Below are 15286 nucleotides of genomic sequence, written 5' to 3'. Positions count from 1 at the left end.
TTACTAAGCAGAAAAAAAGACAAAGAATCCCCGAGTTAGCTAGTCTTTTACTATCTCTGTCGAGTATTGGCATTTTTTGATGTCTTGTAACGCTTTGTAAGCGCGTTCAGCTTATTTAGATAAAAATCTAGATGTAGATGAAGTTTTGTAAAGACATACAGTATCTATATACTGCAAAAAATTGAACATAAGACGCCGATACATTAAGTAATCCTTACCTTTTAATCTGCAGATTGGCGAAAGCAAATACAATAGCTTCAGTTTTATGATAAGGGGGCTGGCGGAGTTTGTCAAGTAAGTTTTTTCGTTTCTATTGTAATGACAGTTATGGCCTGTGCAAGAAATCTATTGATTTACAGCAGGTTCTTTGTTACAGTCCACAGTTATGCAAAGAAACTTAAAGCCTCATGAGTTTATTTACAGCCAGTGGTTTACATAATTTGGAGCTGTATAGCTGAGTATTGTATATGATAATATTAATAACAAACGATGATGGTTTTGGAAGTGAAGGAATAAAATTACTCAAAGAGGTTACACGGAATTTTGCGTCAGAAATATGGATAGTGGCACCAGATACTGATAGAAGCGGAGCTGCAAGATCTCTTGATTATCCAGTGAAACAATCTATTGGAATAAAACAACATAGTGAAAGGGAATTTAGTGTGTCTGGTACTCCTGCAGATTGTGTCATTATTGCGCTAAATAAAGTTATGAATAAAAAACCAGACTTAATATTGTCCGGAGTAAATATTGGATCAAATGTCGGGGACGATATTTGTTATTCAGGAACAATTGGTGCTGTAATGGAAGGTGCTGCAAGGTCTATACCTTCTATTGCGCTAAGCCAAGTTTATCATGATAAAATAGACTGGCACAATACAAAGGTTTTTGCACCAAAGGTTATTGCCAAGCTAGTTAAGGTTGGTTGGCCTAAAAACATAGTGATGAGTGTAAATTTTCCTGCTACGGAAAAAGTAAAAGGAGTAGAATTTGCTGAACAAGGTGAATATAACATTGATGGGGATTTAACTTTTACTGAAAATTCGAATGGCTCTTTTAGCTTAAATTGGTCTCGAGAGCACTCAGGCAGTGGTAGTATAAATAAAATAAAAGAAGGATTTATTACTATTACACCGGTAAAATTAGATTTTACAGATTATGATACATTGAATACTATGAAAAATTCTTGTGCAGACGAATTTTCTTCTATAGCTGACTGAGAAAAACATTTGCATTGCTCCTAATAGATGTTTTCTATTGTATTATCGCGAGCAATTATTTTTTCTTCACCTGTATCCATGTTTTTAATCTTTAAAATTTTACTACTCAATTCTTCATCGCCAAAAATTAAAGCAGCTTTAGCATTTGCTTGATTTGCTTTTTTCATTCGGGTTTTGAGCGTTCCGCTATATTCATAGATTACATATAAACTATTTCTGCGCAATTCATTCGCAAGTGTTAAAGCATGTTTTTCAGCCTCTCTACCGATTGGAATTAGGTAAATAGGTCGCTCTTCTTTCGGAGAATAATTGATTAACTCCATTATGCGTTCAATACCTCCTGCAAATCCTATCGCTGGAGTGTGTTTTCCACCCACTGAAGATACTAAATTATCGTATCTTCCACCGGCAAAAACTGCCCCTTGTGCACCTAAATCCTCTGTAACAAACTCAAACACTGTGTGGCAATAATAATCCAAACCTCGAACTAGTTTATTGTTTACGGTATAAGGTATATCAAGAGCTGTTAATCCATTTAGTATTTGTTCAAAGAAATCTGAGGACTCTTTCGTATAATAATTGCTGATTTTAGGCGCATCAGAAATTATTAATCTATCTTTCTCATCCTTAGAATCTAGTATTCTGAGTGGATTTTTGATCAACCTATTTTTGCTATCTTCTGATAGATCATTTTGATACTTTGTAAAGTATAAGATCAAAGCTTCTCTATACTTAGTTATTGTTTCACTATCACCCAGAGAGTTGATTTCCAGCTTTACATTTTTATTGATGCCAAATTTAGTTAGTAAGTGCTGAGCGAGTGATATCAATTCAACATCGGCTTTTGAATCTTCTACACCAAAAACCTCAAAATTTATCTGATGAAATTGCCTTTGTCTTCCCTTTTGCGGTCTTTCGTAACGAAATGCAGGTCCTGTTGAGAATAGTTTTATCGGTGTTTGCAGTTTTTTTTCAATTAATAGCCTGACAATCGCTGCAGTGAACTCAGGACGTAAAGTTATGCTCTTTCCCCCTTTATCATTGAAGCTATACATCTCTTTAGTGATGATATCTGAGCTATCACCTAAGGTTTTTGTAAAAACCTCCGTGTACTCAAATATTGGAGTTTGGGCGGGCAAAAAGCCGTATAAACTTGAGATTCTGCTTGCTGTTTGCTCTATGTGTTTAAACTTGTACCATTCATCAAACAGGAGATCTTTTGTTCCTCTAACCGTTTGATTAGTCATAGTGTGGTCTCTATACCTGCAATCTCTGGTATGTGGTAGCTCAGCATATTTTGCACTCCTTGCTTTAAAGTAATTGCAGCACTTGGGCATCCAGAGCAAGCTCCTTGTAACTCAACATAAACTATCCCGTCTTTATAGCCACGAAATTTGATATCGCCACCATCTTGAGCAACTGCAGGTTTGATATAACTTTCCATTAATTCTTTTATTCTATTTACAATTTCTATATCATTTTTATCAAAAAATTCTTCATCCGGTATATTATTATCATTTACTCCTTCTTTATCTAGTGCTTTTCCACCTGAAGTAAAGTGATCCATGATTGTAGTTAAAATTTCTACTTTTAATGTATCCCAATTAATTCCACCCAATTTTGTTACTGAAATAAAATCATGACCAAAAAACACTCTTACCACATGTTCTATTTGAAAAAGATTTGCTGCTAGTTTAGAATTTTTTATCTCATTTGCATTTGAAAAATCAGCCGTTTCTCCTTCGTTTAAAATTTCAAATCCAGGAAGGAATTTTAGCGTATTTGGGTTTGGTGTTTCTTCAATCTGGATGAACATGTTATTTACCATGACAATTATAATTGTTACTATTTAATCATAAAATGATAAAAAAATATACATGTCATTCATCTTTTTTCTTTTTTTAGTATTCATAGTAATTACATTTGTCTTGCCTAGCGTTGTTATATTTTTTCTTTTCCTGACAAAAAAAAATAATATGAGTTTCATGATGAACTCTATATTGAGTAAGTTTTTGAACGAATTTAGTAGCAGTAGAAGTTATACTGAAAATTACACTGGTGATAACATGTCCAAGGATGAAGCATTAAAGATACTGGGGCTGAATCCTGAGGCAAGTCAAAATGAAATCAATAAAGCATATCAAAATTTAATGAAATTAGTTCACCCAGATAAGGGAGGCTCGGAATATTTTGCGCAAAAGCTAAATGCGGCACGTGATAAATTGTTAAAAAAGTGATCTTAAAAAAAGTTTTCGTTTAACGAATTTCTTCCTTTGCTTTTTCTAAATACTCCAATATTGCTTCATGTAGTGCAGTCCATGTTATCTGTTCTTCCAGGGAAGGTATAAATTCTTGTCTCCAAGCATTCTTAAACTCCTGAAACCACTGTTTTTCAAAACCCTGAAATTCTAAAGAAATATCTACTTTAAAGCTATCAATTAAACTGGAAACTTCTGCAGCTTTAGAGCTATCTAGTGATTTTAAAGATAACACTCCACTCTTTAAAATCTCTAACTCTTCCAATACATTAAGCTTAAATGGTTTATAGAGTGAAGACCATATGCGATATCTTAAATAAGAATCATAGTATAACTTAATTTTGTACATTAAAGTGGTAGATGCATCAGGAGAAATGTTATTCTCATATTGTGCAAGAGAAGATAATAAATTCTCATAATCTACTTTGCTTAAACATGGTTGTAGAGTCGATTTAATTTTTTCACTAAAGGTTAGATAACTAGAAGAAATGCCATGACTATATTCACTAAAGAATTCAGGAAATATATCTGCTTGTTCTAGTTTAAGAGGTAGATCTTTTCTAATTTCTCTTGGTAAATTATGTATTGAAAACTGATAAATAACCCATACAAAATTCTCATCAAACTCATCTGAGTAATCAGCATTATTATCAGGAAAAATTACATTACCTTTCTTATCATTCCAAGGTTCTATCTTATAGAAAAATCTGTTCAGCCTTTGTTTTAATTTCAAAATACCTTCATTTCTATCACCTGCTTTATACAATGTTTTGCCCATTTTGTGTTTAGCATCTTTAGGGTTTATTCTGTCACTTATGTGCAATCCAATTTCATTTTTCTCTAATAACTCCCAATCAAACAATTTGTGTGGATCTGGTTTACGCATTGTATAGCCAAGCTCTGGATCATACACTATAGTTCCTATTTCAGAATGACTAAATATCATATCCCTTTTAATTTTAAAACGCTCCATAAGGTATAAAATCAGCTCTTTAACAGATCTCATTTGCTCTTCCGGAAAAGGCTCAAGTCCTGTGTTTACAATTTCAATACCTACAGAATAGTTGTTAAGCTTCCGTAGCTCTTCAAGCTTGCTATTTATCTTAACTCTTGCATAACTAATACCAGCATGCCATGCTTCTTTCTCTAATGGAACCATTAAGGTAACGCTGCCGTCCCTATCGACAATAAAATGAACTGACAATCCTCTAGCATTCAGCGTATCTTTTGTACCTTTTAGTGTTGATGTTTCAGTATGGTGAACTATAACCATTAACACTTTTTTACCTGCCCTATCACCATAATTTAAAGCTGAAGCTGGATCTAAAAATAACAAATCCTGATCTTTCAATAATGGTAATTTTTCTTGTAAATCTTGAAAATCATTCTCGATATTGCTTGAACTGGATACTTGCCCAGATATGAGAAATGCTGAGACAGTAATCAGTAAAACTAATAAATATTTGTTGACTTTAGATAGTTGGATTTTCATACCATCTTCATAAACACTTTGTAGATAATTTTTCATTATATAGTTAGAATAGGGTTGTTGAATAAATTTACAAGACAAAATCATACTAGTCTGGTAGTAGTAACATGTTCAGAGATGGAGCATTTAAAGTGCTAGGAATAGATTCTGGAGCGAACCAAAATGAAATCAATAAAGCATATCAAAATTTAATGAAATTAGTTCACCCAGATAAAGGAGGCTCGGAATATTTTGCACAAAAATTAAACGCAGCACGTGACAGGTTGCTGAAGAGGTAATTAATATTGCTTTAAAGTTTTTATTTGTGCGTAAAGGATAAGTTGCTACAATAAAAAAATAAGATAAAAGTAGCAATGGACATGTGTTCAGAAAGGTTTAAGTTATGCAGGAAGATAACAAAAAAGAAACAATAAAAGAAGAAAAAGGCATATTAGGATGGATAGAATATAGATTGCCTATATTTTCTTTTCTAAGACACACTGCTTCTTACCAAGTGCCAAAAAACTTAAATTATGCTTGGAACTTTGGCTCTTTGGCTGGTATAGCGCTGATTTTACAAATAATAACAGGTATATTTCTTGCTATGCACTACACTCCGCATGTTGATTATGCGTTTAATAGTGTAGAGCGCATAATGCGAGATGTGAATTACGGGTGGTTAATACGCTACACTCACGCTGTTGGAGCATCGCTCTTCTTTATGGTAGTCTATGTTCATATAATACGTGGATTATATTACGGATCTTATAAAAGACCGAGAGAGATGGTGTGGTTTATTGGAATATTTATATTTTTTGCAATGATGGCAACTGCCTTTATGGGATATGTATTGCCTTGGGGACAAATGAGTTTCTGGGGTGCAACAGTTATAACCAACTTATTTTCTGCTATACCTTTAATTGGCAATAAAATAGTTATATGGTTATGGGGTGGTTTTTCAGTGGATAACCCAACACTTAACCGTTTTTTCGCTCTGCATTATCTTCTGCCTTTTGTTATTATTGCTTTAGCTATGCTTCATGTGATAGCTCTGCATAGGTTTGGCTCTGGTAACCCAAGTGGAGTGGAGGTAAAATCAGATAAGGATACCATCCCTCTCTATCCTTATTATATAGTCAAGGATTGCATAACTTTTGGTCTGTTTTTTGTAGTTTTGTTCGCATTTGTTTTCTATGCTCCCAATTATCTTGGGCATCCAGACAATTATATAGAAGCTGATTCTATGGTCACTCCGGTACATATAGTGCCAGAGTGGTATTTTTTACCTTTTTATGCAATGCTACGTTCAATTCCAGATAAACTTACTGGTGTGCTTACCATGTTTGCGTCTATTTTAGTGTGGTTTTTGTTACCTTGGCTTGATAAATCAAAAGTTAAAAGTGGTGCTTATCGCCCGGTGTTTAAGAAATTTTTTTGGGTTTTTGCAATAAATTTTGTACTTCTTGCCTGGCTTGGAGGACAAGAGGTAAAAGAGCCTTACATCACTATGAGTAGGCTATCTACTCTTTATTACTTTGCATACTTTGTGATAGTTTTACCACTGCTTAGTAAGTATGAAAAGCCAAAAGAACCACCAAAAACCTTAAGTGATTCTGTGCCGGAGATGAGGTGATGTCAATTCAAAGCAGATCTCTTACAAAATTCTCTGTCATCCCAGAGCTCTCTTCTGTCATCCCAGAGCCCTCTTTTGTCATCCCAGTGCTTGACACTGGGATCCAGAAAAAAAATAAATGGATTCCAGCATCATGTACACAATTGTATGAACGTTGTATACAACACACAGTGTCATTCCACTATCTTCCGTTGTCATCCCAGTGCTTGACACTGGGATCCAGGTATAAAAATACTTACAAATCATGCAATGGACAACAGATTCTAGGAGTGCATGATAACCATAATGTCAGTGATGAAATAAGCTGGATTCCAGTGTCAGCTACTTGCATGACATCAATTCGAAATTTACTAAAACAGTGGTTATGCATGGGATCTAATGTATTTGCAATCTTCTGCATGTTATTTCTATCTAGTCTTATATCTGCAGAAGAATTTAAATCATCACCAAATAAGAAAATAGACTGGAAATTTGATGGAATTGTCGGATCTTTCGATAGAGAGTCAATTCAGCGTGGCTATAAAGTGTATAAAGAAGTCTGTGCTGCTTGTCATTCAATGAATAGGGTAGCATTTCGTAATTTGCAAGATGTCGGTTTTTCTGAAGAAGATGTAAAACAAATAGCAGCTTCTTATCAAGTTAAAGATGGTCCGAATGATTTTGGTGAAATGTTTGACAGACCTGGAGTACCTTCGGATTATTTTATTGCGCCTTTTGATACAAAAGAAGCAGCTGCAGCAAGCAACAATGGTGCAGTCCCACCAGACTTATCATTAATTATTAAAGCAAGGCATGATGGTGCAAATTATGTCTATTCATTGTTAACAGGCTATCAAAACGGCGAACACGATGAAAATGATTTATATTTTAATTCGTATTTTCCAACAGGCAGATTAGCTATGGCGCCACCACTTTCTGAAGGAATGGTGGAATATGATGGTGCAAGGCAAGCCACAGTTGAAAATATGGCGTATGATGTGATAAATTTTTTACAATGGGCAGCAGAGCCAGAATTAGAGCGCCGGCATAAACTTGGATTAAAAGTAGTGGCGTATTTTATAATTTTAACAGTGTTTTTTGTATTAACTAACAACAAAGTTTGGAGCAAGCTCTATAAAAAGAAGTGATAGTCAATTTTGCCTCAAGCACAATGGTTGTCATCCAAGCAGCTAACACTGGTTCCTTTATGACGGTATCATCCGAGTAGCTGACACTGGGATGGCTTTGTCGCATCGTACCTTATACGGTAATAATTTACGATAAATTCATGTAGCCATTTCGAATTTAGCCATACCAATGTCAGTAAATTTATTAAGCAAACAGCACTTAATGAGCAGTTCTTTTTCACGATTTATAGCTCTTTTCATAGAAGTCCGGATGTGATAAGGATAGATAATGATAAGGAGGTTGAATGCCAGCAGCATATAGTTATGATTTTAGAAAAAAAGCAATGGAGGCGCTAGACGAAGGAGAAAGCAGAGAAGCAGTGGCAGCAAGATTTAAGATTGGACGAACTACTTTATGGGAGTGGCAGCACTGTAGGCTTGACCATAAATTATGTTAAGATAGAAAATGACTATTTTAGATAGAGCTTGATGTAATGCAGTGCGATACAAAATAACGGTAGAATATAATGGTAGTAATTTCTCTGGTTGGCAAAAACAGCAACACTCTGCTAACTCAATCCAGGAGAAGATAGAAAATGCTATATTTAATTTTAGTGGTGAGAAAGTTACTTTGTACTGTGGTGGCAGGACTGATGCAGGAGTTCATGCTTTAGGACAAGTTGCTCATTTTGATATGGAAAAGGAATTTGAGCTTTATAGAATAAGGAATGCAATAAACTATCATTTAAAATCAATTCCTATAGTCGTGCTTAATGCAGAAGTTGTAGATGATGCGTTTCACGCACGGTTTTCAGCAAAAAAAAGATATTACGAATATAGAATAGTTAATCGCTATGCTCCTGCCGCTCTGGAGACGGGTTATGTATGGCAAGTGTTTAGCCCACTTGATGTAAATATTATGCGTGAAGCTGCTAAACATCTACTTGGAAAACATGACCTTTCAAGTTTCCGTTCAAAAGATTGTCAAGCCGCAAATCCGATAAGAACAATTGATGATATCGATATAATACAAAATGGGAATCATATACACATCAAAATATCTGCTATTTCCTTTTTACATAACCAAGTGAGGATTATTGTGGGTACTTTAGTTGAATTTGGAAAAAATAGAACCAATCCGCAAGAAATGCTAAATATATTAAACCAATGCAAAAGAAGTGCCGCTGGAGTTACTGCACCACCTTTTGGCTTATATTTGGTAAAGATAGATTACTAATTTAATAAAAGCTAGTGAAATAAGTGCCATACCGCCACGGTATCTCCAGATTCCGCTAACAAGCAGCGAGATGACGAGTTTAAGTTCTCATTGGCATTACTACATATAATGCACTTGAATCGTCTTCATCAGTGATAATTGTAGCACTATTACCATCGGCTAAGCTAAACTTACATTTATTTTTTATGCAGGATAGAACATCAAGTAAATAACGCGAGTTGAACCCTATTTCTATAGGGGCTTCATTGTAGTCCACTTCTATGGATTCAGTTGCATCACTGCACTCTTGGGAGTTTGAATGCAGAGTTAGCAGCTTTTCTTGTAGTGAGAATTTAATAGATTTTACTTTATCAGATACAACAACGGAAACTCGATCTATAACGTCTGAAAGTTTTTTACTTTCAATAATCATATGCTTATCTTGAGATGCTGGAATAACTGCTTTATAATTTGGAAAAGTTCCATCTATTAATTTTGATATTAGAATATATTCACCGCATGTAAACTTGATTTTTCTGTCTGAGAGTTTTACTTTAATTTCATTACAATCGTCCAATATTTTTAACAGCTCCATAACAGTTTTACGTGGAATGATCACACCAAATTCGCCATTGATGTTCCCAGGCTTTGGCCTCTTTATACATGATAAACGATGGCCATCAGTTGCAACGCAGTACAGAAATTGCTCATCTGTATGTAGATATATTCCATTTAAATTATACCTTGTATCATCTAGTGATACAGCAAATTTTGTTTTAGTTAATAAGTCTATCAGGTCTGTATTTAGTAGAGTAAAATCATGTTTATAATTGTCTTCTTCAAGAGCAGGAAAGCTGCTTGAAACTACATTCGGTAAAGAAAAGTTTGCATTTCCGCAAGACATCAATAATTTTCCTTGGTTGTTTACTTCAAAATTGACATCCAAATCAGCGGGTAACTTCTTCACTATGTCATGTAAAGTATGCGCTGAAATTTTTACTTCTCCTTCTGTTAATACGGTTGCAGCAAGTGAGGCAAACATTGAAATGTCAAGATCAGTTGCCATTAATTTTATGCTGCCGTGTTGTGCTTTGATATTTATACACGCCAAAACATCTATTGCATTACGCCTTTCAACCACTCCACTTACTCTGGATAATGTATTTAAAAGACTTGTGCGGCTCACGCTAAAACGCATCTGCTCGCACACAGAATTTTGCTTTTTGATTTCTGTATCTACACCTGCAACCTCTGACATTGCTAACTCTCAAAAATATATTTTAAATGATATCCACATCCCATATAAAGTAAAGTGCTATTTATATTTCCATTGAAAGAGTAGTCTAGTTTATACTATAGCTGGGTATTCTGTTACAATAATTTACTTTGTATGGCATAAATCATGCATTTTTTGATACGCTTTTTGAAAACCAAGTAGGGAATAAGTATCATCAATGGTCACTGTTTTTGTTTTTCCATTAACTACCATTGATAATCCCTGCTTCATTTTTAGAATGAGATCTTGATCTATTTTTGTATGCTCTGCCCACGCAAAACTTCCCTGTATTATGGGCAGTGTATATTTAATTTTTTTGTCGATATTGAGAGCTACAGGCTCCTTATCATACTGAAAACCAGAGGTAACGCTTACCTCATCTGCTTTTTTATCAACATAACTAACCATTACATACGGCTTGCGATTGGTTGTATAATATTCGCTTTTTTTTTTAGGATAGGATACAATATAACATACTTTCTCTCCATCTTCCAATGCAGTATACACGAGCCAATCTTTATATTTTTCCTTCAATTGTACATCACTAACCGATGCAAAAGCGCCTATCGAAAAAAATATTAGAAATATAAAAAAACTACGCATGCAAACAAAATTTCAAACTTTCAGATTGTATATATTGTTTTACCTTAGCCATCGCCTGCTCAGCCAACTGCCTTATTCTTTCTCTTGAAACACAATATTTTTTACTAAGTTCATCCAGAGTTTGAATGTTTTCAGACAAATATCTACTGATAAAAATGTCTCTTGCCCTTTCGTTGAGGCTCGCTAGTGCATTGTTTAAAATTGCTTCTTTTAATTCTTTTTCTTCATGATTCTGATAGGTTACTTCTTGACTAACCAAGTTACATGGGATCATATCTTGTAGCTCCCTTTTAGAGTCATCACCTATTTTTATGCAATCGTTTAGCGACTGATCCTTACAAGCCATACGGTAATTCATCTGCAGAACGTCTCCTTCGGATACAGAAAGCTCATTAGATATTGCTTTTATTTCTTCATTATTTAAGGTTTCCCTGTTTGTATACTGTAAAATTCTTTTTTTTATTTTACGTAAACTAAAAAACAATCTTCTTTGTGCTTGCGTTGTGCCTATTTTCACAAACGACCAAGATTTCAATATAAAGTCTTTTATTGAAGCTTCAATCCACCACACCGCATAAGTTGAAAAACGAAACCCTAAATCAGGATTAAACTTTTTCACTGCATGCATTAAACCCATATTTCCTTCCATGACCAGGTCCATCAACAATAGTCCATAATTTTTGAATTTCATTGCAATTTTCACTACCAAATTCAAATGGCTGGTAATCAATTTATGAGCAGAAGAAACATCCTTATATTGGTTCCAATTTTTTGCTAATCGTACCTCTTCCTCTTGAGACAGCATAGGAAATTTTTGCACCCTAGCAATATATTGCATGAGATTGGTTCTGCTATCGACACATAAGTTTGCCATTGAGGTCAACATAACAACTTAAATTAAAACTTCATGCATATAATATATTGATTTTCCAGCAAAAATTCAAGCTTTGATTTGAAAAAAGTACAAATTTTCCATCTAATTTCTTGGAGACAGTAGGCCGCAGTGTTAGCTAATTGGATAACATTATGTAACTTTAGATGATATTCTACCAGTACAATGGTAAACATTATAGCTTAAACACATAGCAAATAGTGTTATTCCAGTGCCTTGACACTGGAATCCACATTTCTTTTTTCTAGATCCCAGTGTCATGCCACTTAGATGGCAAGAAAAAACCCACTGGGATAACAAGACTGAGATAGACTAGAAATTAAACGCTACTCCAGCTTCTGCACCAACAGTGCTGTAAAGGACTTTATATGCGCCTTTATCAGCAACCTTTTTGTTTGCATCTCTAGGATCTACTTTTTCTCCATCAAAATGAGCACCATAAGAACCGAAATAACGAGCTCCAGCATAAAGTTTGACTTCTGGAGTTACATCATAACTAACACCAGCTTTTACTTGACCAGCAAAACCAAATTTACTTTTTTGATCATTCACAGCGGGTTCCAAAGGAGTGCTAATATACGCTGCACCAACACCAACACCAATGTATGGAGTGATAGGCATATCTTCAATTGCTATATCGTAATACACGTTCACTAATCCTGAAATTGCTGTTACACTGTCTGCAATAGTATTTGCTGGGTCAAATGTTACATCTTTAACATCATTTTTGTTTAGGTATGAATAAACTCCTTCAACATCAACCCTGATGTCGTCCATTTTGTAACCAAATGCACCACCACCAGCTATAAAAGATGGTTTTAATGGACTGTAATCACTCTTGTCTTTCTTATAGGTAATACCATCAACTTTTGTGAAAAGAGGTAAAAATTCACCGTTGTATTGCAAACGAACGTAGTAGCTAGTTTCTTCATCACTTATTGGACCAACAGGATCTGAAAAAGCAGAGTTTGATAAACTTAGCAACGTTACTAAAGCGGCTGCTGAAAAAAACTTTTTATAATGCATAATTGTCCTCGTAAAAAAATTAAAATTCCACTTTAGCAGTCTAAGTAACAACTAAAGTTAAGTCAAGTGCTAACTTAATAACACAAAATATCTTACATTTTAACTAATTTTTAGGAGAAGACAAAGATTTTATTAATGAATAAATACGACTTTTGATTTTTTGGTATAGCTAACACAGGTAAGATTTACTATCGAAAGACCTCGTCATTCCGCTACGTGTTAGCAGGATCTATACCGCGAATGAATCGCGGTATGACGGTTAAATAATTTGTCATCCCGCTGCTTGTTAGCGGGATCTAGAGATACCGTGACGGTATGACATAGGACTGCTGTCATTCCGCTATGTGTTAGCGGCTGAGATACCGCGAATGAATCGCGGTATGACGGTTAATTATTCCGCGCGGGATGACAAGAAAGGAGCAGCAGGATGACACCTCACCATGTCATTCCAGTGCTTGACACTGGAATCTAGTCTTTATTATGCAGCCACTTGGTTGAAATTAAGTCTTCTGGATCCCAGTGTCAGCTACTCGGATGACACCATTCTTTTTCCTGGATCCCAGTGTCTGGGCACTGGGATGACACCATTTGCTGTGCAATTTACTTTCAAAAATTAATGTTCGTACAGCTATGGAATGAACCGCGGTATGACTTAGGGCTGTGCTAGCTATAGGTGCATTATATGAAGAAGTACTAGCGTTGGAAATATTAGAAAAAAAATACTTACACTAAAAGAAACTTCAGTAGTAAATTCAAAAAGGAAGTTTAAATCCAGGTGGTAAACCCATCATACCTGCAAGATCAGAAGTTGCATTTGCCATATCCTCTTCTGCTTTTTTAACGGCATCATTAAACGCTGCTGTTACTAAATCCTCTACTATATCTTTTTCCTCATTTCTCATAAGTTCTAAGTCTATGTTCACCTTTTTAGCTTTATAGCTACCTATTTTTATGACTTCCACTAATACAGAAACTTTGCCACCACCAGAAATACCTTGAAACTCTTTTCCAATATATTTTTCTTGAGCTTCTGCAAGCTTTTTTTGCATCTCTTGCGCTTGTTTCATTATTTGACTAAAATCCACAACTTACTCCTTATTTTCTATATTAACTACTTTTGCACCTTTAAACGTGTCAAGTATATCCTTAACTGCAGGTGCATAATTTAAATTACTCACTTCCCTGTTTATATAACCCGTATCAACTGCAATAACCCACTCTTGCTGAGTCACCTGGTTTAAGTAATTTTTTAAATCATTGCAAAAATTACTATCCAACTTAGATACAGCTTTTAATTTTAAATATCCAGGTTTACAATCTATTAATTGTAGATTATTACACAGTTGTTTGTAAAGATAAATTTGGTTACTCCGCCTTAATAGTTGCAAAACTTTGTCAAAATCATAATTTTGTTGCTGTTCATTTCTTACATTACGCGTATTTTCCGGCTGTGCATTCTGCGAAAGAATTTTTTTGACCACCTGTTCCGGAGAAGGCAGATCAGAAAGATAACAGAGGCTAATTAACATCATTTCAGCAGCAACATCGTTGCATGTTGAAGTTTTTATATCTTGAATACCTTTAAGCAACATCTTCCACAATCTCGAAAAAAATATTAAAGATCTCTTTATACTTAAATCTTTTATCCTATTCTTTTCATGCTCTGTAACTGCATTATCAATCTCTTTTGTAATCAAAAAACGGCATACTAACTGAATTGTTTGCAATAGACCTTCAAAAATACTAAGTGGGTTTGCTGTTTTTATCGCCTTGTCAAACACTGATAGAGCTTTCTGTAAATCACCTTCTAATATTGCCCCTAATAGATCGAATATAATATCTTTATCCACTAGGCCAAGTATGTCTGTCACATTTTTAGTGGATATTGCACCATCTTTGCTATATAGCACTGCTTGATTCATCAAAAACAAGGCGTTACGCATTGAATTTCCAGAATGTCGTGCAATTAATTCTAATGCTCCCTTTTCAATGGAATAACTCTCTTTTTGTGCAACATTATTTAAACATTCCACTATTTTAGCTACAGGAATGTTGTGTAAATCAAATCTTTGACAACGTGCAATAATAGTTATTGGTATCTTTTTTATTTCCGTAGTTGCTAAAATGAACTTTACACTAGATGGTGGCTCTTCTAGGGTTTTAAGTAATGCGTTAAATGCACTGCTAGATAGCATGTGTACTTCATCTATAATGTAGACTTTGAATTTAGAGCTTATAGGTGAATAGCAAATATCTCCCAGGATTACTTTAATATCGTCAATGCTAGTGTGACTTGCTGCATCGATTTCAATTACATCTGGATGGCTTGAATTTTTTATTGCTAGACAATTTTCACATGATCCGCAAGGTTCAAAAATTGGCCCCAGGGAACAATTCAAACATAAAGCTATTATCCTTGCAGTGGTGGTTTTACCAACTCCACTACTACCAGAGAGCAGTATAGATTGCGGGATTTTGTTTAAAATAAAAGCATTTTCTAATACACGCACTAATATATCTTGACCTACTAGATCTTTGAAGCTACTAGGACGATGTTTTAATGCTATGTTCATAGCCTCGGATAAAAC

General features: G+C 34.8%; 17 protein-coding genes and 2 pseudogenes. 8 read left to right on the top strand and 11 right to left on the bottom strand.

The window, feature by feature from the left end:
• Nucleotides 1–467: 467 nt before the first annotated feature.
• A complete protein-coding gene (gene surE, locus INQ25_RS05195) occupies nt 468–1220 on the top strand; it encodes a 5'/3'-nucleotidase SurE (RefSeq protein WP_213863222.1) in 753 nt (250 codons plus the stop codon).
• A 20-nt stretch (nt 1221–1240) separates the two neighbouring features.
• Here the strand turns inward: surE and hisS are convergent, their stop codons facing one another.
• Both hisS and INQ25_RS05185 read right to left on the bottom strand, forming a co-directional pair.
• Complete coding sequence (gene hisS, locus INQ25_RS05190) at nt 1241–2467, bottom strand: histidine--tRNA ligase (protein WP_213863221.1); 1227 nt, start codon at nt 2465–2467, stop codon at nt 1241–1243.
• On the bottom strand, nt 2464–3036 hold the full coding sequence (locus INQ25_RS05185) for a NifU family protein (RefSeq protein WP_151807847.1): 573 nt from the start codon (nt 3034–3036) through the stop codon (nt 2464–2466). The genes hisS and INQ25_RS05185 overlap by 4 nt, the downstream gene beginning before the upstream one ends.
• Before the next feature lie 160 nt (nt 3037–3196).
• Between INQ25_RS05185 and INQ25_RS05180 the strand changes: the two genes are divergently transcribed.
• Nucleotides 3197–3457: a J domain-containing protein gene (locus tag INQ25_RS05180; RefSeq protein ID WP_227738613.1), complete on the top strand. Its 261-nt coding sequence runs from the start codon at nt 3197–3199 to the stop codon at nt 3455–3457.
• A 19-nt stretch (nt 3458–3476) separates the two neighbouring features.
• Here the strand turns inward: INQ25_RS05180 and INQ25_RS05175 are convergent, their stop codons facing one another.
• A complete protein-coding gene (locus INQ25_RS05175) occupies nt 3477–5006 on the bottom strand; it encodes an N-acetylmuramoyl-L-alanine amidase (RefSeq protein WP_246484101.1) in 1530 nt (509 codons plus the stop codon).
• A gap of 68 nt (nt 5007–5074) precedes the next feature.
• Between INQ25_RS05175 and INQ25_RS05170 the strand changes: the two genes are divergently transcribed.
• The 3 genes from INQ25_RS05170 (at nt 5075) to INQ25_RS05155 (ending at nt 7706) form a co-directional block, all read left to right on the top strand.
• Complete coding sequence (locus INQ25_RS05170; RefSeq protein WP_010082675.1) at nt 5075–5245, top strand: J domain-containing protein; 171 nt, start codon at nt 5075–5077, stop codon at nt 5243–5245.
• A 104-nt stretch (nt 5246–5349) separates the two neighbouring features.
• On the top strand, nt 5350–6579 hold the full coding sequence (locus tag INQ25_RS05165; RefSeq protein WP_213863220.1) for a cytochrome b: 1230 nt from the start codon (nt 5350–5352) through the stop codon (nt 6577–6579).
• Between the two features lie 368 nt (nt 6580–6947).
• Nucleotides 6948–7706 carry a cytochrome c1 gene (locus tag INQ25_RS05155; protein ID WP_213863224.1) on the top strand — a complete coding sequence of 253 codons (759 nt, stop codon included), beginning with the start codon at nt 6948–6950 and terminating at the stop codon, nt 7704–7706.
• Between the two features lie 138 nt (nt 7707–7844).
• Here INQ25_RS05155 and INQ25_RS07015 read toward each other — a convergent pair.
• Nucleotides 7845–7943, bottom strand: a pseudogene (locus INQ25_RS07015) (IS5 family transposase); the annotation flags it as partial.
• Between the two features lie 47 nt (nt 7944–7990).
• Between INQ25_RS07015 and INQ25_RS05145 the strand changes: the two are divergent.
• Both INQ25_RS05145 and truA read left to right on the top strand, forming a co-directional pair.
• Nucleotides 7991–8113, top strand: a pseudogene (locus INQ25_RS05145) (IS630 transposase-related protein); the annotation flags it as partial.
• A 71-nt stretch (nt 8114–8184) separates the two neighbouring features.
• Nucleotides 8185–8922 carry a tRNA pseudouridine(38-40) synthase TruA gene (gene truA / locus INQ25_RS05140; protein ID WP_010963021.1) on the top strand — a complete coding sequence of 246 codons (738 nt, stop codon included), beginning with the start codon at nt 8185–8187 and terminating at the stop codon, nt 8920–8922.
• Nucleotides 8923–9001: 79 nt separating this feature from the next.
• Here the strand turns inward: truA and dnaN are convergent, their stop codons facing one another.
• From dnaN to INQ25_RS05115, 5 genes are all read right to left on the bottom strand, one after another.
• Nucleotides 9002–10159: a DNA polymerase III subunit beta gene (gene dnaN / locus INQ25_RS05135; RefSeq protein WP_038199350.1), complete on the bottom strand. Its 1158-nt coding sequence runs from the start codon at nt 10157–10159 to the stop codon at nt 9002–9004.
• A 123-nt stretch (nt 10160–10282) separates the two neighbouring features.
• The gene (locus INQ25_RS05130) at nt 10283–10780 is read right to left on the bottom strand and encodes an invasion associated locus B family protein (protein WP_006279310.1); all 498 of its coding nucleotides are present in this window, start codon (nt 10778–10780) and stop codon (nt 10283–10285) included.
• Nucleotides 10773–11666, bottom strand: coding sequence for an RNA polymerase factor sigma-32 (locus INQ25_RS05125; protein WP_041582625.1), 894 nt, complete (start codon nt 11664–11666; stop codon nt 10773–10775). The genes INQ25_RS05130 and INQ25_RS05125 overlap by 8 nt, the downstream gene beginning before the upstream one ends.
• 138 nt (nt 11667–11804) lie before the next feature.
• Nucleotides 11805–11972, bottom strand: a complete 168-nt coding sequence (locus tag INQ25_RS05120) for a hypothetical protein (RefSeq protein WP_213863219.1) — start codon at nt 11970–11972, stop codon at nt 11805–11807.
• A 12-nt stretch (nt 11973–11984) separates the two neighbouring features.
• On the bottom strand, nt 11985–12698 hold the full coding sequence (locus INQ25_RS05115) for a P44/Msp2 family outer membrane protein (RefSeq protein WP_213863218.1): 714 nt from the start codon (nt 12696–12698) through the stop codon (nt 11985–11987).
• Nucleotides 12699–13138: 440 nt separating this feature from the next.
• Between INQ25_RS05115 and INQ25_RS05110 the strand changes: the two genes are divergently transcribed.
• A complete protein-coding gene (locus INQ25_RS05110) occupies nt 13139–13315 on the top strand; it encodes a hypothetical protein (RefSeq protein ID WP_213863226.1) in 177 nt (58 codons plus the stop codon).
• A gap of 135 nt (nt 13316–13450) precedes the next feature.
• On the opposite strand, the gene INQ25_RS05105 is transcribed toward INQ25_RS05110, so the two are convergent.
• Together INQ25_RS05105 and dnaX are read right to left on the bottom strand one after the other, a co-directional pair.
• Entirely contained in the window at nt 13451–13765 is a 315-nt protein-coding gene (locus INQ25_RS05105) for a YbaB/EbfC family nucleoid-associated protein (RefSeq protein WP_041573540.1), read from the bottom strand.
• 21 nt (nt 13766–13786) lie between these two features.
• Nucleotides 13787–15271 (bottom strand): DNA polymerase III subunit gamma/tau, encoded by a 1485-nt coding sequence (gene dnaX, locus INQ25_RS05100; RefSeq protein ID WP_213863217.1) that lies wholly within the window; start codon nt 15269–15271, stop codon nt 13787–13789.
• Nucleotides 15272–15286 lie beyond the last annotated feature (15 nt).

It is taken from the genome of Wolbachia endosymbiont of Rhagoletis cerasi, assembly GCF_018454475.1.
GTDB classification, from domain to species: domain Bacteria; phylum Pseudomonadota; class Alphaproteobacteria; order Rickettsiales; family Anaplasmataceae; genus Wolbachia; species Wolbachia pipientis.
The sequence above is the reverse complement of the archived record's forward strand: the minus strand, read 5'-3'. Positions and strand labels throughout refer to the sequence as shown.